This window comes from Streptomyces sp. NBC_01241 (assembly GCF_041435435.1).
Classification (GTDB): Bacteria; Actinomycetota; Actinomycetes; order Streptomycetales; family Streptomycetaceae; genus Streptomyces.
Map to the genome: position 1 here is coordinate 7821317 of NZ_CP108494.1, position 22349 is coordinate 7843665.

Annotated in this window: 15 protein-coding genes and 2 pseudogenes; 15 read left to right on the top strand and 2 right to left on the bottom strand. The window is 69.9% G+C overall.

Features of this window, described 5'->3' with window-relative positions; all coding sequences use genetic code 11:
* Positions 1-222 precede the first annotated feature (222 nt).
* From OG306_RS35545 to OG306_RS35585, 9 genes and pseudogenes are all read left to right on the top strand, one after another.
* On the top strand, positions 223-2367 hold the full coding sequence (locus tag OG306_RS35545; RefSeq protein ID WP_371666076.1) for a TOMM precursor leader peptide-binding protein: 2145 nt from the start codon (positions 223-225) through the stop codon (positions 2365-2367).
* A gap of 435 nt (positions 2368-2802) precedes the next feature.
* Entirely contained in the window at positions 2803-4743 is a 1941-nt protein-coding gene (locus OG306_RS35550) for a TOMM precursor leader peptide-binding protein (RefSeq protein ID WP_371666077.1), read from the top strand.
* Positions 4744-4823: 80 nt separating this feature from the next.
* Positions 4824-6455 (top strand): SagB family peptide dehydrogenase, encoded by a 1632-nt coding sequence (locus tag OG306_RS35555; RefSeq protein ID WP_266750475.1) that lies wholly within the window; start codon positions 4824-4826, stop codon positions 6453-6455.
* Between the two features lie 48 nt (positions 6456-6503).
* Positions 6504-9251, top strand: a complete 2748-nt coding sequence (locus OG306_RS35560; RefSeq protein WP_371666078.1) for a lantibiotic dehydratase — start codon at positions 6504-6506, stop codon at positions 9249-9251.
* Positions 9251-10348, top strand: a complete 1098-nt coding sequence (locus tag OG306_RS35565) for a thiopeptide-type bacteriocin biosynthesis protein (protein ID WP_266752602.1) — start codon at positions 9251-9253, stop codon at positions 10346-10348. The genes OG306_RS35560 and OG306_RS35565 overlap by 1 nt, the downstream gene beginning before the upstream one ends.
* A complete protein-coding gene (locus OG306_RS35570) occupies positions 10345-11586 on the top strand; it encodes a M50 family metallopeptidase (protein ID WP_266750479.1) in 1242 nt (413 codons plus the stop codon). Before OG306_RS35565 ends, OG306_RS35570 begins: the two co-directional genes overlap by 4 nt.
* The gene (locus tag OG306_RS35575; RefSeq protein WP_266750481.1) at positions 11579-12532 is read left to right on the top strand and encodes an ABC transporter ATP-binding protein; all 954 of its coding nucleotides are present in this window, start codon (positions 11579-11581) and stop codon (positions 12530-12532) included. Before OG306_RS35570 ends, OG306_RS35575 begins: the two co-directional genes overlap by 8 nt.
* Complete coding sequence (locus tag OG306_RS35580) at positions 12529-13374, top strand: ABC transporter permease subunit (protein ID WP_266750483.1); 846 nt, start codon at positions 12529-12531, stop codon at positions 13372-13374. Before OG306_RS35575 ends, OG306_RS35580 begins: the two co-directional genes overlap by 4 nt.
* A gap of 70 nt (positions 13375-13444) precedes the next feature.
* Positions 13445-13990: pseudogene (locus tag OG306_RS35585) on the top strand (beta-ketoacyl synthase N-terminal-like domain-containing protein); the annotation flags it as partial.
* Positions 13991-13993: 3 nt separating this feature from the next.
* Here OG306_RS35585 and OG306_RS35590 read toward each other — a convergent pair.
* Positions 13994-14332: pseudogene (locus tag OG306_RS35590) on the bottom strand (site-specific integrase); the annotation flags it as partial.
* 610 nt (positions 14333-14942) lie between these two features.
* On the opposite strand from OG306_RS35590, the gene OG306_RS35595 reads away from it, so the two are divergent.
* A complete protein-coding gene (locus OG306_RS35595) occupies positions 14943-15833 on the top strand; it encodes an IclR family transcriptional regulator (protein WP_368082240.1) in 891 nt (296 codons plus the stop codon).
* Positions 15834-15933: 100 nt separating this feature from the next.
* Here the strand turns inward: OG306_RS35595 and OG306_RS35600 are convergent, their stop codons facing one another.
* Positions 15934-16497 carry a flavin reductase family protein gene (locus OG306_RS35600; protein WP_266750484.1) on the bottom strand — a complete coding sequence of 188 codons (564 nt, stop codon included), beginning with the start codon at positions 16495-16497 and terminating at the stop codon, positions 15934-15936.
* A gap of 223 nt (positions 16498-16720) precedes the next feature.
* On the opposite strand from OG306_RS35600, the gene OG306_RS35605 reads away from it, so the two are divergent.
* Genes OG306_RS35605 through dmpG form a run of 5 tightly spaced genes read left to right on the top strand, consistent with a single transcriptional unit; the run spans position 16721 to position 22342 of the window.
* The gene (locus tag OG306_RS35605) at positions 16721-17617 is read left to right on the top strand and encodes an alpha/beta fold hydrolase (RefSeq protein ID WP_327349186.1); all 897 of its coding nucleotides are present in this window, start codon (positions 16721-16723) and stop codon (positions 17615-17617) included.
* Positions 17614-19305, top strand: a complete 1692-nt coding sequence (locus OG306_RS35610) for an FAD-binding protein (RefSeq protein WP_371666079.1) — start codon at positions 17614-17616, stop codon at positions 19303-19305. The genes OG306_RS35605 and OG306_RS35610 overlap by 4 nt, the downstream gene beginning before the upstream one ends.
* Positions 19302-20336: a ferredoxin--NADP reductase gene (locus OG306_RS35615; RefSeq protein ID WP_266750489.1), complete on the top strand. Its 1035-nt coding sequence runs from the start codon at positions 19302-19304 to the stop codon at positions 20334-20336. The genes OG306_RS35610 and OG306_RS35615 overlap by 4 nt, the downstream gene beginning before the upstream one ends.
* A 40-nt stretch (positions 20337-20376) precedes the next feature.
* Positions 20377-21285 carry an acetaldehyde dehydrogenase (acetylating) gene (locus OG306_RS35620; protein ID WP_371666080.1) on the top strand — a complete coding sequence of 303 codons (909 nt, stop codon included), beginning with the start codon at positions 20377-20379 and terminating at the stop codon, positions 21283-21285.
* A 22-nt stretch (positions 21286-21307) separates the two neighbouring features.
* Complete coding sequence (dmpG, locus tag OG306_RS35625) at positions 21308-22342, top strand: 4-hydroxy-2-oxovalerate aldolase (RefSeq protein WP_266750493.1); 1035 nt, start codon at positions 21308-21310, stop codon at positions 22340-22342.
* Positions 22343-22349 lie beyond the last annotated feature (7 nt).

Genomic DNA, 22349 nt, shown 5'->3' on the forward strand with positions numbered 1-22349 from the left:
CCTGGCGGAGCGCGATAATTCCGCAGGTGCAGTGACATGTCGGTCCTGATGCTCCGTCGGCCGGTGGTGAGCCGAAAGTGATCGAATTGCACCTCGTTCGTTGAAGTTGGTACGGAGTATTGACGCCGTCGTTACAGGGGCGACACAATCCTCCCCGGTGGACGCGGGTAGCGATGCCCCACCGTCGATAGGCGTTCGATCCTGTGAAGGGGCGATATGCAAATGATCGACAGTGCACCTCTGATGGAGATAAGACCCCGGTTGCGTAATGACGTGGTATTCCTTCGTGTCGACACCGGTATCTATCTCAGGAGTTCAGAGACTTCTTGCGTCCTCAAAGGCGCCGGCGCATATGAGTGGATGTCCGTCCTCGGTCCTCAAATGACCGGCGAATCCACCATGGCGGAATTATGTGAAGGTCTGGATGAGAGTCGACGCAAAACCGCCGTCGGTCTGATGCGCACCCTGCTCGCCAGAGGTTTCGCCCGTGCCGTCTTGCGCCCTGACGTGCGGATGTTGCCGGCCGGTGTATCGGATCTGTTCGCGCCGCAGATCAACTTCGTAGAACATTTCATGCACACGGACCAGCGGACGCCACAGGAACTCTTCGCCCGATTCCGCTCTTCCCGGGTCCTGGTCAGCGGCCCACCGGGGGGCGTCGCGGCGGCAGCGGTGCGCGGTCTCCTGCGCAACGGGCTGGCCGAGATATCGCTGGAGGATGCCGAGTGGGGACGGGAATTCGACGCGGAGACAGTTCGGCTGGCCGACGCGGACGCGCCGGCGCAGATCGTCGTACTGCCGTCGGCTCCCGAGGACCTGACCCCGTTCGACGTCGTGGTGGCTGTGGTCGACGGCTCCGGCAGTGGTGCGCTGCTCGAATTGACCAGACGACTGCACGGCGTTGCTCAAGGCCCGCGACTGGTCCCGGTGGTGGCCGACCCGAACCGCATGGTGGTGGGTCCCATCTCCGGACCCGCGGAGCAGCCGTGCTGGGTGTGCGCGCAGCTTCGGCTGTCCACCAACTCCGACCCCCGGCTCATGACCGACTTCTGGCGCGGACTGGCCATCGGCCCGACCGGTGCCGAGGCCCCGAGCGGCAGCCAGGTCGCGCAGTCCATGGTCGGCAACGCCGTGGCGTTCGAGATCTTCCGGCTGCGCACCGGCCAGTTGCAGCCGGACGACGAGCGGCACGCCGTGATCCAGGATCTGACCACGCTGGAGTCCCGCCGCGAACGGGTGTTGCCCCACCCCGGATGCCCGATGCGGCACCAGCGGGTGGAACCCGACGAGGCCGTGCGGCCGCCCGCGAACGACAGCGACGCCTACGGGCGCGCGGCTGCTCTGGTCTCTCCGGAATTCGGCGTGCTGTCCGGATGGATCGACGACTCGATCCGGCAGATCCCGCTCAAGACGGGCCGGGTGCGGCTGGGTCCGGCCGGCTCCACGGCCGACGGGCCGCGCGAGATCGTCGGGTTCGACATCGACACGGTCCTGGTCGCTCGCACTCGCGCGGTGGAGGCGGCGGTCGCCTGTTACGTGGGCCGGCTCGGCCCCGTCGGGTTGCCGGACGGGGCACTCCCGGAAGACGCCGAAGTGGTTGCGGCCGAGCAGCTCACCCTGTTCAGCGGCCTGCCCGCATCCGATGAGCGGCCGGCGGGCGGAGGCTTGCCCGCGGTGTCGCTGCACGACGGCAGCCAGTGGCAGGTGCCGGCCGCGGCCGTCCACCCCCTGTCGCCCGCCAACTCCCGGCTGGAGTTCGAGCCGAGCCCGGCGGGTGCGGCGGCCGGCTGGACCGTAGAGGACGTACAGGAACGCGGGCTGTGCTCGGCGCTGGCGCATCGCGGGCTCGTCCGCGCGATACGCGGCGACGAACCGGCCCTCACGCTCACCGAGGAATGGCTGGCCGGCGACGACGTGACGGCGTTCGCGCTGGGCAGCCTGCGGCACATCGGCCGCAGCACCCGGGTCTACGCGCTGCCCGGCGCCGCACCGTCCTTCGCGGTCCTTGCCGTGGTCGAGGGCGCCGACGGCGGGGCGATCGACTGGGCGGCAGGCTCAGCGCTGTCGGTGCGCGACGCGGTATGCGAGGCGGTACGGGGCGCCGTCGGCCTCGCGGTCGGCCGGCACTACGAGGGCGCGCCCCTGGACCTCGGCGACCCGCTGGTGGCGGACTTCGACCCCAGGACTCTCGCCGAGGGCGACGCGAAGGCCGAGTGGTCCTTCGACCAGCCTGGGGTGCCGATGTCCGAAGCGCTCGGCCTGCTGGATGCCAACGGCACGCGCGCCCTGTTCGTCGACACGACCACCATCGACCTGCGCGCGATCCGCGCGATGGTCACAGGAACGATCCTGCTCGCTGAGAAATAGCGGGGCAGCGGGCCGGTCCGTGCCCTTGAGGCGCGCCACGGTTCTCGGAACACCCGTTCCGGGGTGCACATCCGACCAAATGGGAGGATCGCCATGTCCGTTGAGCTCAAGGACGAACTGAGCGTTCTGGAGAGCGCGACGTTCGAGATCGAGGAAATGACGGACGAGTCGGTCGAGTTGGCGTGGTCCAGCTCCTCCTGCTCATGCTCCAGCTGCTGCTCGTGCTCCACCAGCAGCTGCTGCTCCTGCAGCAGCAGCACCAGCTGACGGCTGGTGGCTGATCGGGCCGGTGGGCACCTGCCACCGGCCCGGTTGTCAGGCTGAAAAGTGCGGCTGCCTGGCGCGACGGTCCCCGTGGAACACCGCGGTTCCCGTCGACAAGGCAGGCAGCCGCACCCCCCATCTTCGGAGCGACTGGGTGGACGGATGAATGTGGTGTCGAACGCGGTGACCACCGCGACGGTCTTGGACGAACCTCGGGTGATCGACGTCCTCCGCGGCCATCTGGCCGGGCGCGTCGGCCCGGGCGTCACGGTTGACGTCGGGGTGCTCGGCTTGCCGGCGCGAACCGCGCCGAGCGGGGCGCCGGCGGCCGACGGACTGGTCTACCCGGTGCGCCTGTACGGCGGGACGGTGCTGATGGGGCCGCTGTACCGGGCCGACGGCACGAGTCAGCCGTGCGGACGCTGCCTGGACCGTCGCTGGCTGGCGCTGCGCCCGGTCGAGGAGCGTCGGCCGATCGAGGAGGGCGCGGACGTGTGGATGGCGGGTGACGAATCCTCGCTCACCCCCTTCGCCCTGGAACAGATCGCCCAGATTGTGCACGTGGAGACGGCCGACGGCGACGTCGCCCCCGGCGAACGGCGGGTCGGACGGATCGTGGAACTGCGGACCCGCGACCTGACCGTCAGCCGCCATGACCTGATCGCCGACTCCGAGTGCGAATGGTGCGCCACCCCGGTACCCGACACCGCCGAGGGCGCGACGCTGCCCCTGAGCCCGCGACCGAAGCCGAGTCCGATCACCTACCGGGGCGCGTCGGCGGCGGATCTGACGCTGCCGACCACCGGCCTGGTCAACGAGGTGTGCGGAGCGCTGGCGAGTGCGGCCCGCCGCGTCTACCAGTGCAGCGCCACCCTGCCGGTCAGCGGGTACTTCCGGGTGCGCAGCAAGTACGACTACCACGAGATGTGGTGGAGCGGGCAGTCACAGAGCTCGGCGAGCAGCGAGCGGTACGGCATCCTGGAGGGGTTGGAGCGCTACGCGGGACAGTTCCCACGGGCCAAGCAGCCGAAAGCGTACGCCAGTTACAGCGAGCTGGCGCCGGACGCCCTCGACCCCACGAGCATGGGCTCGTACCGTCCAGAGTTCTACATCGGGCACAACGACTATTACCAGCCCTACCATCCGGACACCCCCACCCACTGGGTGTGGGGCTATTCGTTCAGCGAGCAGCGGCCGCTCCTTGTGCCCGAGCAGTTCGTCTTCTACCTGGACCGCCGCCCGGACCGGAAGTTCGTCCAGGAGTGCTCCAACGGCTGCGCCAGCGGCAGCAGCGTCGAAGAGGCGCTGCTGCACGGCATGCTCGAACTCATCGAGCGCGACGCGTTCTTGCTGTGCTGGTACGGCAGCGCCAAGCTGCCGGAGATCGATCAGGCGACCGTCGTCGACGAGGAGGTCCAGTTCGTACTGGACCGGGTGGCGAGACTCGGCTACCGGATGCGGCTGTTCGATATGCGGGTGGACATCCCAGTGCCCGCCGTGATGGCGGTGGCCGAGCGGCTGGACGGCGGTCTCGGCAGGCTGTGCTTCGCGGCGGGCGCGAGCCTGGACCCCGTGGAGGCGGTGCGCGCGGCGATCGCGGAGACGGCCTCCTACATCCCGGGCATGGACGAACGGGTGGAGGCGAAGCTACCCGACCTGCGCGCGATGGTCACCGACTACAACCGGGTGCACGAACTCACCCACCACGCGCTGCTGTACGGCCTGCCGGAGATGGCGTCGGCGTGCGACTTCCTGCTGGACGCGGCGCCGCCCCGGTCGGTGGACGAGCTGTACGGCTCTTGGCTCGCGCAGCGACCCGAGAGCCTGGACCTCGCGGATGACGCGCGGTTCGTGATGGAGCGGCTGCGCGATGCCGGCAGCGACGTCGTCGCGGTGGACCAGACCTGCCCGGAGCAGGACGGCACCGGCATTCGCACCCTGAGCGTGCTGGCGCCGGGACTCGTGCCGATCGACTTCGGCTGGGAGCGGCAGCGCGCGCTGGCCCACCCCCGGCTGCGGGCCTACCTCGACGGCGAACTGGCCGAGATCCACGCCCGCGACGAGGGGTTCGGTCCCACAGGGCTGAACCGACGGCCGCACCCGTTCCCGTAAGCGTCTGCCCCGTCAGCGCAAGACCCGGCCGTCCATCCCGCCCGCGAGGTCGGCCGCTCCCGGCCGAAGGAGGAGATCCCGTGTCCGAGGACCGAACGCAGGTCGTGAGCGACTATGTGGGGTCGGTGTTCCGGCGCGGCCGGGAGCCGATGGAGCCGATCGGCTTCAGCCCCGACTGGGAGGACCAGCCGTCCCGGCACAAAACCTACCTGGGGGTACGGCGCTTCCCGCTGCCACCGGGCATCGGTCTGCCGCTGGCCGGCGCCGCGGACGTACTCTTCGGCGAACCGCCCGCCGACCAGGGCCCTCCCTGGACCATCGATTCGCTCGCCGCGTTGCTGCGCCTGTCCTACGGCGTTCTCGACCGCAGGCTGCGGGTGAGCTGGAACCAGGACAGCCATGTGCGGGTGCTGTATCCGGAGGCGCTGTGGGGGAGAGGCACTGCCTCCGGGGGCGGAATGTATCCGCTGGAGGTGTACTGGGTCGCGGGAGCGGGCGGCCCGCTGACCCCCGGCGTCTACCACTACTCGACGGCGCACCACAGCTTCGAGCGGCTGCTGGCCGGCGATCTCACCGACGAGGTGCGCGCGGCCTGCGAGTCCGGGGCCGGAGCTGGGGCCGGGCTCGGTGAGGCGGATGGCTTCCTCGTGGTTACCGTGCGCTTCTGGAAGAACTCCTTCAAATACAACAGCTTCTGCTACCACGTGGTGACCCAGGACGCCGGTGCCCTGCTGGGCAGTTGGGAGCTTATCGCACGGGGCATGGGCCGACGCGTCAACCGCGTGCTGTGGTTCGACGACGAGCGGCTCAATCGGCTGCTGGGGCTCGACACCGAGGAGGAGTGCGCGCTGGCCGTGGTTCCGCTGTCCTTCGGGCTGCCGGTCGAGCGTCGGACCGACTCGGCCGATCCGGTGGACCGCGGCGGACTGATCGACCGGCCGAGCTTCGAGAGGTCGGCGCGTACCCGCACCTTCGAGCAGATCGAGCAGGTGCACCGGGCGGTCCTGGCCGACCGCCGCGAGCGCCCGGAACCCGCAGTGGCGCGCGGTCTCGTACCGGTCGCGCGCGCGGGGGGCGAGGATGTCGTACTGCCCGAGCCGCTGATGGACCGGCTGGGCCCGGACGTCGGCGAGACCCTGCGCTCCCGGCGCACCAGCTTCGGCTCGTTCACCCGCTCCCGCCCCCTGCGCCTCGACGAGTTGGCCACCGTACTGGCGGGCACGGTCTCGGGACAGCGGTACTTCTCGGACGTGGTGCCCGAGGAGATCGGGCTGACGGGGCTGTACGTACTGGCGAACCGGGTCAGCGGGCTGCCGAGCGGGACGTACCGCTACGACGGCAGCGGTCACCGGCTGCGGGTGGTGAGCGAGATGCCGCTCGCCGAGAAGCTGCAACGCAGTTACTACCTGAGCAACTACAACCTGGAGCAGGTCGGCGCCGTGCTGGCGATCTCGGGGCGCTGGCGGAGCACGCTCGACGCCTATGGCAGCCGCGGCTATCGGGTGCTCAACTCCGAGGTGGGCGCGGTGGCGCAGACGGCCTACACGGCCGCTGCCGCGCTCGGCGTCGGCTGCGGGGCGGTACTCGGCTTCGACAACATCGCCATCGACGAGTGGGCCGGCCTCGAGGACGGTGACGAGCGAACCTTCCTCTTCGTGCTGCTCGGCCATGAACGCGCGGACAGCGCGGACTTCGACTATCGGCTGGACTGAGAGGGCTGATCCGTGAAATCCAGCGCGATGCAATCCGCGATGCCATCGATGACGCCACGTGCGACGTCGGCCGCGACCCTGCCCGAGCAGCACGAGACCGCGGAGCGCGTGAAGTGGCACCTGGTGCCGAGGTTCATGCTGCGCGTCGGTGGTCTGCCCTTCGAATCCGCCGACGCGCTGGCCACTTCGGCGAGCGCGTCATGGGCGGACGACGTGCTCGGCGCGCGGCTGCGGCTGCGTGAGCGAGGGGCCCGGCTCGCCGACTCCCTGCAGGAACGCGTGGCACGCAGTCTCGACGATCCGGCGGCGCGCCGCACGTTGATCAATCTGCGCCGTGACGTTTTCAACGTCCGCGCTCCGCGAGGCCTGGCGGCGGCCGAGCCGCTGCTGTCAGCCGGCGAACTCGCCGAGCTGCGCGCGTGGTTCGCCGACTGGCAGCGTTACGAGGCGCTGCTGCGGACCGGCTCCGGCATCCTGGCCGAGGAGATCGCCGCGGGCCGACGGGAACTGCGTCGTGCGGCGACGAAGACGGACCTGCGGTACGGCATCCAGCTCTCGTCCCCCTCGCTCGACGAGTATCTAGACGGTTACCTGGAGCGCGCCGACGGCCCGCTCAGCAAGAAGGAACGGCGGATCGAGCGGTCGCTGCTGGAGTACCTGCTGCGCACGGCATGCAAGACCAGCCCGTTCAGCACCCTGACGGCAGTCTCCGCGGGCGCCTTCGCCGAGGCCGACGGGCGGCCGCTCGCCGCGACCGTCAGGGGATGGGACAAGCGGGGCAGCACGCGGCTGAACATCGCCGTACTTGCCAGGCTCTCGGAAATGCTGACCGCCAGCCCTCAGGTCCGCCATGATCTTCCCCTCCGGGCCACCAGCGGACTCCAGGTGCACCGCGACCAGGTCCGCTACCTGCGCAAGCTGCGCGGCGCCGACGGCAACGCGGACGCGGCGGTCACTCTGGACGCGGTGCACGAGAGCCTGTTCTTCCTGCCCGGCGGGGACGCCCTCGCCGATGTGCTCACGCTGTTCGGCGATGGCACGACGCTGCGGTTCGCCGACGCCGTACAGCGGCTGTGCGCGATGGACGCGAAGCGACCGGAACCGGAAGTGGAGCGATATCTCGCCCAGTTGATCAGGCTGGGCCTGCTCGTCGTTCCAGATCTGCACATCGACATCCACGACCCGGACCCGGTCGGCACCTACCGCAGCGGTTTGCGGAAACTGGGAGCGGACTGGACCGACGACATCGCCGTGCTCGTGGAGCGGATGGGCGCGGACGTCACGCGATTCGCCGGAGCCGGACTGCGGCGCAGGCGTGAACTGCTCACGCAGGTCAAGGAGTCCGTGACCGAGACACACCGCCTGCTGGGCCACGACGACATCCCGGTTCTGCGCACCCTGGTCTACGAGGACACCACACTGCCGGGACTCTCGGTGACCGGCGACGCCTCGACCTGGACTCGGCAACTAACCCCGGTGCTGCGCCAACTGGCCCGAATCCTCCCGGCGTTCGATGGAAACGCCGTACGCAGGCTCGTCACCAAGGGGTTCTTCCGGGCGCGTTACGGGGAAGGCGGACGCTGCGAGGACTTCCTCTCCTTCGCCCACCAGTTCAACCAGGACTTCTACGACAACTACAACAAGCGGCTGATGCGTCATCAACGCTTCGACGGCACCGACTTCCGTACGTACGACAACTGGTTCCGGCAGGAGGAGATCGCGGAGATCGATCGCGCCCGGGTCGCCGTGGCCGAAGAAATGAAGCGCCGGTACCTGAGCGCCTCCGCCACCGGAGCCGACGTGGAACTGGACGAGGGCTTCCTGACCACCGTGGAGGATCTGCTGCCGCGGTCGGAGGGCCTGCGGTCGCTGTCGTTCTTCCTCCAACTGGCCGAGAACGGCACCGAGGACCCCCTGGTGGTCGTCAACCGGGTCTACTCCGGACTCACCCTGCTCTTCTCCCGGTTCGCGCACTGCCTCGACGACGGTCTCACCGCATCACTGCGCCGCTCGCTGGACGACGTCGTTCCGGAGGGAGCCGTGTTCGCCGAGCTCAAGGGCGGCTACGACGCGACCAACCTGAACCTGCACCCGGTTGTCACCCCCTACGAGGTGGTCTGCCCCGGAGAGACCAGCTTCCGGCCGCCGCACGAGCAGATCCCGGTGGAGGACCTGGTCGTCGAGCACGACGCGGCGACCGACCGGCTGCGCCTGCGCTCACGCCGGCTGGGCGTCGAGGTGATCCCCGTCTACCTCGGCTTCCTGCTGCCGATGGCGCTGCCCGAGGTGCAGCAGGTGCTGCTGAACTTCTCCTACACCACCATGGTCCAGCTCGACCTGTGGGAAGGCACCGGCATACCGGAGGGCGACAGCGGCGTTCTGCCGCGCGTCCGGCTCGGCAACGTGGTCCTGCAGCGCAAGACGTGGCGGTTCGCCGCCGGTCAGCTGCCGCCGGCGGTGGCCGGACAGGCGGATCACGACTGGTTCCTGGCATGGCGGGAATGGCAGCGCGCCGCTGGGCTGCCGCGCCATGTGTTCGCCTCCCTCGGCGGTGAACACAAGCCGCAGTACGTGGACTTCGACTCGTACGCCTGCGTCCGGCTGCTGGAGACCGCGGTCCGCAAGAGCGAATCAACGGTGGTGCTCACCGAGATGCTGCCGGGGCCCGACCAGCTGTGGCTGCGCGACGGCGGCCACCGGTACGTCACCGAACTCACGGTCCAGCTCGACGGATTCGAGAGACACGACGGGTTCGAGGGACACGACGGACTCGACAGAACGGAGGCGGAGCGGTGATGGACGGCAATGGCGGTGCGAACGACGGCGAGCGCGTCGATACGGATCGGCACGGGGACAGCGGGCGCATCGAGACGCAGTGGGACGGCGACGGCTGGATCAGCCTGCACGTCTTCTACGCCGCGAACGCCAACCCGGTGCTGGTGCACTGCGTGCGGCCGCTGGTGGCCCGACTGCGCGAACAGGGGCTGCTGCGCTCGTGGTTCTTCATCCGCTACTGGCTGGAGGGTCCCCACGTCCGGCTGCGTCTGCTACCGGCCGACGCGTCGGCGGCCGCCGAGGTCGCGCGGACCGCGCGGGGAACGCTCGAGGAGTACCTGCGCGAGCGCCCCGCCCTGTACGAGGAGGACCGCAACTCCAGCGGGGACCTGTACAAGAACATGTTCCTCGCCGAGTACAGCGAGGAGCACTGGAACGAGCTGTACGGGGCGGACGGCGCGATGCCGTTCCGGGACAACAACAGCGTCGCCCACATCCCCTACGAGCGGGAGCTGGACCGCTACGGCGGCCCGGCCGGCATGGAACTGGCCGAATGGCACTTCCAGGAGTCCAGCGAACTGGTGGTCACCCTGCTGGAGACCACCAATGTGCACGTGCGGACCGTCCTGCTCGGCCAGGCCGCGCAGTTGACCGCCTGGCTGTGCTTCGCGCTGCTGCGGGACGAGGAAGCGGTGGCCCAGTTCCTGGTCCGCTACCGCACGATGTGGGAGACCTCGTACCAGGAGCCGAGCGAAAGCCAGCACGAACGCTTCGACCGGAGCTACAAGCGGATGAAGGAACGCCTGGTGCCCCGGCTACGGCATGTGCGCGACAGCACCAGGGACGACTCCGCCGCCTCGCCCACCCCACTGGAGCGGTCCTGGCTCGCCCACTGCACCGAACTCCGCGACAGAGCGCTGAAACTGGCCGATGCGGGAGCCCTCTCCTTCCACGAGGGAGCCGTACCCGACCCGCAGGCCGCGTTGGCCATCGTGCTCAGCTCCTACGTCCACATGACCAACAACCGGATCGGTGTCAGCATCCTCGACGAGATCTACCTGTCCTACGTCATCTGCAAGGCGCTGTCCGACATGGCCCCTCAGGAGGCGCTGCGGTGACCGAAACGGCCTACGACCGGCCCCGGCTCCGGCCGGAGGTAGTACTCGGCCCCGCCCTGCGGTCCGGCCCGAAGACCGTGCACCACGTCAAGGACGCACGCACCGGCTGTTACTACCGCGTCGGCCCCCGGGAGCACTTCATCATGGGCCTGATGGACGGCAGCCACACCCTCACGGACATCGGCCGCAAGTACACCGACACCTACGACCGCAGACTCGGGCCCGCGCACTGGCAGCAGATGTTCACCCTGCTCGGCCGTTACCAACTGCTCGACGGATACGCCGAGGACGCGGCCCTGGACAAGCTCAGACAGGCCCACGAGGCCAAGCAGGCGGCGCGGCAGGGCTGGCTGCGCCGACGGTGGGTGATACTGCGCCCCGACCAGCTGTGCGCCGACCTGGCGGCACGACTCGCGTTCGCCTTTCGGGCGGCCTTCCTGATACCCGCACTCCTCCTGGTCGCCGCTGTCCAGGTGCTCGTCTGGACGCATGTCGCCACCCTGACCCACGAGGCGACGGATCAGAGATCCTGGGCGCTCACCCTGCCACTGTCGGTGGTGCTGCTGTGGGGAATCACCGTGCTGCACGAGTTCGCACACGGTGTGACCTGCCGTCACTTCGGCGGCACAGTGACCGAGATCGGGCTCAGCTGGCGGTTTCCGATGCTGACCCCCTACTGCCGCACGGACGACATCGTGCTGTTCCACCGGCGCAGGGCCCGGGTGGGCACAGCGTTCGCCGGCGTCTTCGTCAGCCTGTTGGCCCTGGTGCCGGTGATGGTCTGGTGGTGGCTGGCCGGTGACGGCGGGCTCGGGCGCTCGCTCGCCGCGGGCCTCCTGCTGTTCGGCAGCGGTGGCGCCGCGATGAGTCTGCTGCCGATTCTGCGATCGGATGGATATGTGATGCTCACGCATGCGCTGAATATTGTTGACCTGCGCCGCGAGTCCTACCGGTTCTGGCGGCTGCGACTGCGCCGGCGCGACCCCACCGTCCGGGAACGGCTCAGCGCCTACCCACCCCGCGACACCCGTGCCTACGCTCTCTACGGAATCGTCGCGCTGCTCCTTCTCGGGCTGGGCTACTGCGCGTTGATGTGGGTGTGGTTCGGCAGCCTGCAGCGCTGGACGGGCCCGGTGTGGGCGGTGGTGATCCTCGCCGCGGAGTCCGCGGTCCTGGTCGGCGTCCTGTTGCTGGCCGCGCGAGGCCGCTCCGGCGAACGGGAGGCCACCGATGCCTGACAGCGGCGACGACATCGCGATCCGCACCAGCGGACTGACCAAACGGTACGGCCCGGAAACCGGCGTGTTCGACCTCGACCTGCTGATCCGCCGGGGGGAGGTCTACGGCTTCCTCGGTCCGAACGGGGCCGGAAAGAGCACCGCCATGCGGATGCTGGTGGGGCTGATCCGGCCCACCTCGGGGACCGCCACGGTGCTGGGTCACCGGGCCGGGACCCGGAGCAGCCTGCGCGGGGTGGGGGCACTGATCGAGTCCCCGGCCCTGTACCCGCATCTGTCCGGCCGGGACAACCTGCGCATCCTCGCCGGATACGCCTCCGTGCCCGCCGCCCGCGTCGAGAAGGCTCTCGAAGAAGTGAGGATGACAGCCAAGGCGGACGTCGCCTTCCGGGCGTACTCGCTCGGCATGAAACAGCGCATCGCGGTGGGCGCCGCACTGCTGAAGGACCCCGCGCTGCTCATCCTCGACGAGCCGACCAACGGCCTCGACCCGGAAGGCGTGGCGAGCATGCGCGACCTGATCACCGGTCTGCGCCGCTCCAACCGCACCGTGCTGCTGTCCAGCCATCAGCTGCCCGAAGTGGAGCACCTGTGCGACCGGGTGGGGGTGATCCGCCAGGGCCGGCTCGTCGCCGACGGCACCGTGGCCGAGCTGCGCCGAGGCATCGGCGAGGGCGAGGTGTCGGTGACCGTGGACTCGCCCGAGCGCGCCGCCGAACTCGTACGGCAGTTGCCGGCCGTCCGCTCGGCGACGGTCGTCGACGGGGAGCTGCGCGTGGCCGTCGACCCGAGCGAGGCGGCCGCCGTCAACCGGCTGCTCGTGGTGAACGGGCTGGAAGTCAGCGAACTGCGCAGACAGGTCCTCTCCCTGGAGGACGTGTTCTTCGACCTAGTCGAGGGCCAACGGCCCACCGGACCGGAACCCGTGGAGGTGGTCAACCGTTGAACGGCGTCCTTCAGGCAGAGCTTCTGTCGACCCGCAAGCGCCCCGGCGTCTGGATCGTCGGCGGGGCGTGGGCCGGCCTGGCAGTGGTCTTCGGCATGGTGGTGCCGTACATCGTCTGGCTGGCCATCAGGAACAAGCCGGTCGGCTCGTCGGGTGATCCCGAGCAACTGATCAATGGCGTGCTGCCGGACAAGTTCCTCTCCGGCACGGTGGACCTGTACCCGATGTTCGGCAGCGCGCTGATGCTGATTCTCGGCGCCGTCCTCGTCGGCGGGGAGTACCGGTGGGGGACCTGGGGCACGCTGCTGGTCCAAGGGCCCGGCCGGATTTCGGCGGTTCTCGGAAAGGCCATGGCGACAGCGGTGGCGGTGCTGTGCGTAACGGTGCTGGTGGTGACGGCGAGCGCGGGGGCGAGCGCGCTCGTCGCGGCGCTCACCGGTCGGCCCGCGCACTGGCCGGGCGCGGCGACGCTGCTCGGCGGAATCGGCGCCGTCTGGCTGATCAGTATGGCCGCGGCGAGCCTCGGCATCCTCCTGTCGATCTTGCTGAGGGGCACCGGGGCCGCCATCGGGGTGGGCCTGCTCTGGCTGCTGGCGGTGGAGAACCTGGTCTCCGGACTGGCCGGCACGCTGCCCGCGCTGAAGTGGTTGCAGCGGTTGCTGATCGGACCGAGCGCGGGATCGCTCGCCACCGCCCTCGACCCGTCGGGCAAGCCGAACACCTCGGTCCCCGGGGTCGTCTCCGTCTCCGGGCCGCTGACCGCGAGCCTGGTGCTGGTGGCGTACGTGGTGGTGTGCCTCGGCCTGTCCTCGCTGCTCGTCTCGCGCCGTGACGTGACGTGACGTGTCCGCGATCCGGTGACCCTGACCCGCGTGACCGGGCGATGCTCCGCTGTCCGTCAGGAGTCCTGTCGTGCGCCCTGTCCACTTCGCGGCCGCTCGCCGCACCCCCATCGGCAAGTTGCGCGGAGCCCTGTCCTCCGTGCGGCCCGACGACCTCGCCGCCACCGTCATCCGCGGCCTGGTCGCCGAACTGCCCGCGCTCGACCCGGCGCGTATCGACGACGTCTACTGGGGCGCCGCCAACCAGGCGGGCGAGGACAACCGCAACGTCGCCCGCATGGCCGCCCTCCTCGCCGGGCTGCCCGAGTCCGTGCCCGGCGCCACCGTCAACCGGCTGTGCGCCTCCGGCCTGGAGGCGGTCACGACGGCGACCTGCGCCATCGCCTCCGGCGAGGCCGACATCGTGCTCGCCGGCGGCTCCGAGTCGATGAGCCGGGCACCCTTCGTACTGGCCCGCCCCGACGAGGCCCTGCCGCACCGCGTCGAGACCGTGGACATCCGGCTCGGCTGGCGCCTGGTCAACCCCGCGATGAAGGAGTTGCACGGGCTGCTGTCGATGGGGGAGACCGCCGAGGAGGTCGCCGAGCGGTCCGGCGTCTCACGCGAGTGCCAGGACCGTGGCGGTGCATGCGGCGAAGAGGACAACCTCTCCCCAGCCCCGGTATTGGTCGTAGGAGGCGGCCACGAGTGCGTCGGCCGGCTCGACGAGCGTCTCCCAGTCGGGAAGGGCCGGCGCTCGCGGGTCAGGGAGCTCGTCCTCGGCCTGCTTGTAGAGCTTCTGCCACCCCGTCACACGGGCCGGGTTGACCTCGGTGATGCCGTCTCGGACCGCCTGCTTCATGACGCGGACAAGGACGGCGATGGTGTTCTTGACGGTCGAACGGCCATGTTCGTCGGCGATCCAGTTCTGGACGGTGCGATCGACGGCGGCATGGGTGATCACCCGGACGGGCAGGTGTCTTTTCGAGACAGCACTCGCCCGCCCGCAGCAGGATCGGCATCCAGCCCGCCCGGGCCAGCCCGAGGGTTGCGTGGGTCAGCATATGGCTCTTGCCCGTCCCTGAATCCCCGGCTACCTGAACATGCCGCCCCGGGCCGCAGCCACGCCGCCAGATCCGCAGGTTCAGAGCAATCTGGAACGGCCTTTTGATCATTTCAAGAGCTTGGCCGTGACACCGAGGCAGACGGAACGGCCAGGTCGCTGAACTCCCGGAGAGGGAGAGCTTCTTCGCGGCTGCGTGGTGGCGCCCAGGGGGCGCCGCCCATCAGGACCCCGCCCGGCAAGGGCTGTTCGACGCCCTGATGCGTCGCCCGCGACCGGACTTGAGGCCGCCGGCGGGCTCTGTGGTCTCCGGGTCGCGTCGGCCGTGCCGGGTCCTGGTGTGCCGGCCGCGGCGCAGGCGCCCCCGTTCGACAGGCCCCGGCGGCGCTCCTCGTCGCGATCCGCCATCTGGACGGCGATGCGCCGGGGTCGCAGATCTCCCCGTGTACGAGGGTTCCCCCTACCTCGTACCGCTGTTACATTCCGGAAAACAAGAATTCATTTCAGTTTACCTGGAGGATTCGCCATGACGGTTGTCGATGTCGCTGCTGCCGTGGACATGCCCGCTCGCCGGGAGCTCCCGCCGTCGATGGTCGAACGCATGACGTTGATCATGGACGCGTTCGAATGCCGCACCGCGCGGCTGTCCCTGGAGGAGGTGGCCCGCAGCACGCGCCTCCCGCGCTCCACGGCCCATCGGATCCTCGACCAGCTCGTACGGCTCCAGTGGCTCGAGCACACCGGGTTCGGCTACGGCCTCGGGCGGCGGGCACTCGGGCTCGGCGGTGGGGACGGCACGAACAGTGAGATCCGTGAAGCCGCCGCGCCCAGACTGCACAGCGTGCAGATCCGCACCGGGCTGGTCGTCCACCTCGCCGTGCTCGACGGCGCCGACGTCCACTACCTCGACAAGGCCGGCGGCCGGTTCGCCGCGTCGGTCCCCTCGCGGGTCGGCGGGCGCGCGCCGGCCCACTCGACGGCACTGGGCAAGGCGATGCTGGCCTGGCTCGAACCGGAGGAGGTCGAGGCCCGGGTGGGTGGCGCCATCGCCCGGCTGACCCACCGCACGATCGCCGACCTGGACACCCTGCACCAGGAGCTCAACCGGATCCGGCAGCGTCGCGGCCTGGCGTTCGAGCGGGGTGAGTGCTTCCCCGGCATCGCCTGCGCCGCGGCGGCGATCCGGGGCCCCGAGGGGCCGGTGGCCGCCATTTCGCTGATCGGCGACGCGCAGACCCCGCTGGAGAAGGTGGCCCCGTTGGTGGTCGACGCCGCGCGACAGGTCTCGTTGGAACTGTTCCCCGGCCTGGAGACCCCTGGGCGGGGGCACCGCGCGCCCGCCTTCCCGGAGCAGACCTGGTCTCCGCAGGCCATGGACCGGCTGCTCGTCGCCGGCCAGAGCGGCGACTGGCTGTAGAGCGTGTCCGGGGGAGCGCAGCCGGACAGGCCCTGGAGCCCGGGGCCGGTCGCCGAACCGTGGTCCGCCGTGCGACGCCCGGCAGTTCGGCGACCGGCGCTCAGCCCCAATGGTCGCCCCAGCCCCAGGGGTCGGGCATGGTGACCGGCTGCTCCTCGACGCCGAACCGTCCGCGGAAGAAGAGCATCGGCCGCCGTTCGGTCACCGTCTCGAGTTCCAGGACCCGCCCGATCACCACATCGTGGTCACCGGCGACGTGCACGTCGTCCACCTCGGCATGGACCCTGATCAGCACGCCGCGCAGGGACGGGGTGTCCCAGCGCGAGAGGTCCCAGTCCAGCCCGTCGAACTTGCTTCCCCTGCTGGAGCCGAAGCGGCCGCAGACATCGGTCTGGTCCTCGGCGAGCACGTTGACGCAGAACCGGCCCGATTCCCTGATCCTCGGCCAGGCACGGCCCTTGTGGTCGGCGCAGAACAGGACGAGGGGCGGCTCCAGCGAAACGGAGGCGAAGGACTGGCACGCGAACCCGACCGGATCTCCCCGGTCCATCCCGGTGACGACGGTGACACCCGTCGCGAACGCTCCCATGGCGCGCCGCATCTCCTGGGGGGTGGGCGCCGTGACCTCACCTGTCGGGGGTGCGGTCAAGGACTCTGCTGACATCGGATTCACCTCGACGGGTCCGGCACTGTGACGTGCTCCTGGCAGGGCATGCCCCGACGGTAGGACCGTCGCACGCGGCACCGGACGGCACGCTCCCGATGAGTGGAACACGACAGGCCGCAGGTCCGCCCCGTACTGCTCCGGCTGTCAGGAACACCCGCGTCCCGCTGATCGGGATGAGTGCGGCGCCCCTGCGGGGGCCCTGGCTACGTTCCAGGAACCGTTGACCACAGGGACGTCGAAGACAGGGATGATGATGGAGCTGAGCCACGACTCCACATTGCGTGAACTCGCAACCGATCAGGGGGTTCTGCGCTATCACGAGGCCGGGGACGGTCCGCCTCTGCTGATGTTGCACGGCTCGGGCCCAGGTGTCACGGGCTGGCGCAACTTCCGCGGCAATCTGGGCCGGTTCTCCGAGCACTTCCGCTGCCTGGTACTGGAGTTCCCCGGGTTCGGGGTCAGCGACCCGGCCGACGGGCACCCCATGGCCACCGCCACCGATGCCGTCGGCCGGTTCCTCGACGGACTCGGGCTGCACCAGGTCGACGTGGTCGGCAACTCCATGGGCGGCTTCGTCGCCACCCGGTTCGCGTTGGACAACCCCGACCGGGTACGCCGCCTGGTGACGATCGGCGGCATGGGCCGGAACCTCTTCAGCCCCGGCCCCGGCGAGGGCATCAACCTGCTGATGGAGTTCACCGAGAACCCCACGCGTGAACGTCTGGTCCAGTGGCTGTACTCCATGGTGTACGACCCGGCCATGGTCACCGAGGAACTGATCGAGGAGCGGTGGGCCCAGGCCACCGAGCCGGACACGCTCGCCGCCGCGCGCAGGATGTACGGGAAGGCCGCGTTCGCCGCCGGCGCCGCCACCGCGGCGACGTCCGAGGATGCGCCGCTCTGGGCGATGCTCCACAGACTGCGGGCCAAGACCCTGATCACCTGGGGCCGGGACGACCGGGTCAGCCCGGTCGACATGTCCATCGTGCCGATGCGGACCATTCCCGACGCCGAACTGCACGTGTTCCCCAACTGCGGTCACTGGGTGATGATCGAACAGAAGGCGGCCTGGGAAAGTGCCGTGCTCGCCTTCCTGACCCGTAAGGACGCGGCATGAGCGCCGGTATGAACGCGGGCGCGAGCACGTCCTGGGACCACGAGTTCGACTTCGTCGTCGTCGGCAGTGGCGGTGGCGGTATGGCGGCCGCACTGACCGCCGTGGACAGCGGCCTGTCCACCGTCGTGATCGAGAAGGGGAAGATGTACGGCGGTTCGACCGGCATCTCCGGCGGCGGCATCTGGATCCCCAACAACCCCACGCTGCGCGCCAAGGGCCACAACGACAGCCGTGCGTCGATCCGGCAGTACCTCGACCGCCTCACCGGGGGCCGCGTCCCGGCCGCCCGCCTCGACACCTACGTCGACCAGGGTCCGGCCGCCATGGAACTGCTCGGCAAGAGCCGGTGGATGCGCTTCTTCTGGGTCAAGGGATACGCCGACTACCACCCCGAGTACGACGGCGGCCGTCCGATGGGCCGCTCCGTCGAGGCGCTCCCCTTCGACACCCGCAAGCTCGGCGAGGACGAGCGGCACCAGCGGCCCAACAACATGAAGGGCCCGCTCGGTCTGTGGATCACCGCCAAGGACTACCGCGACCTCGCGATGGTCAAGCGCACCTGGCGCGGACGCCGGGCGTCCGTCGTCGCCGCCTGGCGGGTCTCGACCAACGTGGTCCGCCGCCGCCACATGGCCACCGGCGGTCGCGCGCTGGTGGCACGGCTCAGGATGGCCCTGAAGGACGCCGGAGTCCCCGTGTGGCTGCGGACCCCGATGACCGGCCTGGTCGTCGGCGACGACGGCACGGTGACCGGCATCGTCGCGCAGCGCGACGGCAAGCAGGTGCGCATCGGGGCACGGCGCGGTGTGCTGCTCGCGACCGGTGGCTTCGACCACAACCAGGAGATGCGCGAGAAGTACCTGCCCGACGGCGGCCGGGAGAACCACAGCGCCGGCGCCCGGGAGAACGTCGGCGACGGCATCGTCGCCGGGCTGGAACTCGGAGCCGCTCTGGACTTCATGGACGACGCGTGGTGGATGCCCTCGGTGCGCCACCCGTCCGGCGCCACGATCCCCCTGGTGTCCGAGCGGTGCATCCCGCCGTCGGTGATCGTCGACTCCCGCGGCAGCCGCTTCACCAACGAGTCCTCCCCGTACGTGAACTTCGTCCACGACCAGTTGGCGGGCAGTCACGTACCGGCCTGGTTCGTGATGGACGCCAAGGCCCGCGCCCGCTACCCGTTCGCGCAGATCCTGCCCGGAATGCCGTTCCCCAAGGAATTCTACGAGAGCGGCCTGGCACACCGGGCGGACGGCATCGCCGAACTCGCCGTCGCCATCGGCGTTCCCCCCGAGGAACTCACCGCGACCGTCGAGCGGTTCAACGGCTTCGCCCGCACCGGCAAGGACACCGAGTTCGGCCGCGGCGACAGCGCCTACGACCGCTACTACGGCGACCCGACCCTGAAGAACCCCAACCTGGACGAGATCGTCAAGGCGCCCTTCTACGCCGTACGCATCGAGGTCGGTGACCTCGGGACGAAGGGCGGGCTGGTCTGCGACGAGCACGGCAGGGTTCTGAGGGAGGACGGTTCGCTCATCGACGGCCTCTACGCGACCGGCAACACCTCCGCGCCGGTGATGGGAGGCGAGTACGCCGGACCAGGCGCCACCATCGGCCCGTCCATCGTCTTCGGCTACGTCGCCGCCCGGCACGCCGCCGGCGAGACGACCGGGGGAGCATCGTGACACCGCCCGGCCCGCTCACCGTCCGCGTCGTCGAAGTCATCCGCGAGACGTCCGACGCCCACTCGCTCGTCCTGGAACCCGCCGACGGGGCGCACGACAAGTTCCGCTACAAGCCCGGCCAGTTCCTCACCGTCAAGGTGCCCTCCGACCGCGAGGGCGGGGCCGCCCGCTGCTACTCGCTGTGCAGCTCCCCGCTGCGCGACGAGAAGCTGAAGGTCACCGTCAAACGCACGGTGAACGGATACGGCTCCAACTGGATCTGCGACAACGTCGTCGAAGGCGACACCCTGGAAGTGCTGCGCCCCGCGGGCACCTTCACCCCGGACTCGCTGGACGAGGACTTCCTGCTCCTCGCCGCGGGCAGCGGGATCACGCCCGTGATGTCGATCCTCACCTCCTGCCTGCACGGCGGGAGCGGATCCGCCACCCTGATCTACGCCAACCGGGACGAGAACTCCGTCATCTTCCGTGACGAACTCGCCACACTGGCCCGGGAGTACGGCGGCCGACTGACGGTCATCCACTGGCTGGAGTCCGTACAGGGCCTGCCGGCGGGTCCCGGTCTGCGGGCGCTGGCCGAGCCGTACGCCGGACGCCAGGCGTTCATCTGCGGCCCGGGTCCCTTCATGGACCTCGCCGCCACGACGCTCAGCGACCTCGGTGTGCCGCCGGGGCGCGTGCACGTCGAACGGTTCACCTCCCTGACCAACGATCCGTTCGCCGCCCCGCAGACCGTCGCCGACCCCACGGGCCCGTCCGGCACGGTGGAGGTCGAGCTCGACGCGCGGACCACGACCGTGCCCTGGCCCCAGGGCAGCAAGCTGCTCGACGTGCTCCTCGCGGCAGGCCTGGACGCGCCGTTCTCCTGCCGGGAGGGCAGCTGCAGCGCGTGCGCCTGTGTGCTGACCGAGGGCGAGGTGGTCATGGAGCGCAACGAGGTCCTCGACGAGCAGGACCTCGCCGACGGACTCATCCTCTCCTGCCAGGCGCTCCCGGTCAGCGAACGCATCAAGGTCACCTACGACGGGTGATCGCCCCCCCAACCCCCTCGATTCGGATGAGGTTTCAACAGTGACCAAGGCGACCGCCGCGATCGTCGGCTCCGGAAACATCGGAACCGACCTGATGTACAAACTGCTCCGGTCCGCAGTGATAGAGCCACGCTGGTTGATCGGGATCGACCCGCAGAGCCCCGGCCTCAAGCGGGCGGCCGAGGAGGGCCTGCTCGCCAGTGCCGAGGGCGTGGACCGGCTGCTCGCCCAGGACGAGCGCCCGGACCTGGTCTTCGAGGCCACCTCGGCGTACGTGCACAAGGTGAACGCCCCCAAATACGCCGAACTCGGCATCCAGGCCGTCGACCTGACGCCCGCCGCGCTGGGCCCCGCCGTCGTCCCGGCCGTCAACCTGGGCGAACATCTGGACGCGCCCAACGTCAGCCTGATCACCTGCGGGGGACAGGCCACCATTCCCGTGGTCCACGCCGTCTCCCGGGTCACCGAGGTGGCCTACGCGGAGATCGTGGCCAGTGTCGCCTCGCCGTCCGCCGGTCCGGGGACCCGGGCCAACATCGACGAGTTCACGATCACCACCAGCCGGGGCATCGAGACCATCGGCGGCGCGGCCAAGGGCAAGGCCATCATCATCCTCAACCCGGCCGAACCGCCCATGCTGATGCGGGACACGGTCTTCTGTTCCATCCCGGCCGACGCCGACCGTGCCGCGATCACCGCGTCGATCCACGAGATCGTCGGACAGGTCGCGTCGTACGTACCCGGCTACCGGCTGCGCGCCGAGCCGCAGTTCGACGAGCCGACCGAGGTGAGCGGTGGCCTCGCCCGTGTCGCGGTGTTCCTCGAAGTGGAGGGCGCGGGGGACTTCCTGCCGCCCTACTCCGGGAACCTCGACATCATGACCGCCGCGGCCACCGAGGTCGGTGAGGGCTTCGCCCGGCGGATCGTCTCCCAGCGCGCCGGATCCTGAGCACCCAAGGAGTTCACCAGCCATGCCCTACAGCGCCGACCTCGACATCCGCGTCACCGACTCGTCCCTGAGAGACGGATCGCACGCCAAGCAGCACCAGTTCACCATCGAGCACGTCCGGTCGATCGTCGGGGCGCTCGACGAGGCCGGGGTCCCGGTCATCGAGGTGACCCACGGCGACGGCCTCGGCGGCTCGTCGTTCAACTACGGCTTCAGCCACACGCCGGAGCAGGAGCTGATCAAGGCGGCCGTGCAGACCGCCCGCCGGGCGAAGATCGCGTTTCTGATGCTGCCCGGTCTCGGCGTCCAGGACGACATCCGCGAGGCGGCCGACAACGGTGCCGCCGTCTGCCGGATCGCCACCCACTGCACCGAGGCCGACATCGCGGTCCAGCACTTCGGGCTGGCCCGCGATCTGGGCCTGGAGACCGTCGGCTTCCTGATGATGTCGCACAGCCAGTCCCCGGAGGTGCTCGCCCGGCAGGCCCGGATCATGGCCGACGCCGGCTGCCAGTGCGTGTACGTCGTCGACTCCGCCGGAGCGCTGGTCATGGAGCAGACCAGCGACCGGATCGCGGCGCTCGTCGCCGAACTCGGCGACGACGCGCAGGTCGGCTTCCACGGCCACGAGAACCTGGGACTCGGCGTCGCCAACTCCGTGCTCGCCGTGCGGGCCGGCGCACAGCAGATCGACGGCTCGACCCGCCGCTTCGGCGCGGGCGCGGGCAACACCCCGGTCGAGGCCTTCGCCGCGGTCGCGGAGAAGCTCGGTATCCGTACCGGAATCGACACCCGGAAGATCATCGACGCCGCCGAGGACGTCGTACGGCCGGTCATGGACGGCGAGTGCCTCCTCGACCGGATGTCGCTGACCATGGGGTACGCCGGGGTCTACTCCAGCTTCCTCAAGCACGCCGACCGGCAGGCCGCGAAGTACGGCGTGTCCGGCGCCGAAATCCTCCTGGAGGCCGGCCGCCGCAAGCTCGTCGGGGGCCAGGAGGACCAGCTCATCGAAATCGCCGTCGCCCTCGCCGAGAACGCCTCCGCACGGAAGTGAGAACAGC

Bases quoted from the DNA above. Each gene is read 5' to 3' on its own strand.
- OG306_RS35545 (WP_371666076.1), top strand. From the start codon at position 223: ATGATCGACAGTGCACCTCTGATGGAGATAAGACCCCGGTTGCGTAAT.
- OG306_RS35560 (WP_371666078.1), top strand. From the start codon at position 6,504: ATGACGCCACGTGCGACGTCGGCCGCGACCCTGCCCGAGCAGCACGAG.
- OG306_RS35565 (WP_266752602.1), top strand. From the start codon at position 9,251: ATGGACGGCAATGGCGGTGCGAACGACGGCGAGCGCGTCGATACGGAT.
- OG306_RS35575 (WP_266750481.1), top strand. From the start codon at position 11,579: ATGCCTGACAGCGGCGACGACATCGCGATCCGCACCAGCGGACTGACC.
- OG306_RS35595 (WP_368082240.1), top strand. From the start codon at position 14,943: ATGACGGTTGTCGATGTCGCTGCTGCCGTGGACATGCCCGCTCGCCGG.
- OG306_RS35600 (WP_266750484.1), bottom strand. From the start codon at position 16,497: ATGTCAGCAGAGTCCTTGACCGCACCCCCGACAGGTGAGGTCACGGCG.
- OG306_RS35610 (WP_371666079.1), top strand. From the start codon at position 17,614: ATGAGCGCCGGTATGAACGCGGGCGCGAGCACGTCCTGGGACCACGAG.
- dmpG (WP_266750493.1), top strand. From the start codon at position 21,308: ATGCCCTACAGCGCCGACCTCGACATCCGCGTCACCGACTCGTCCCTG.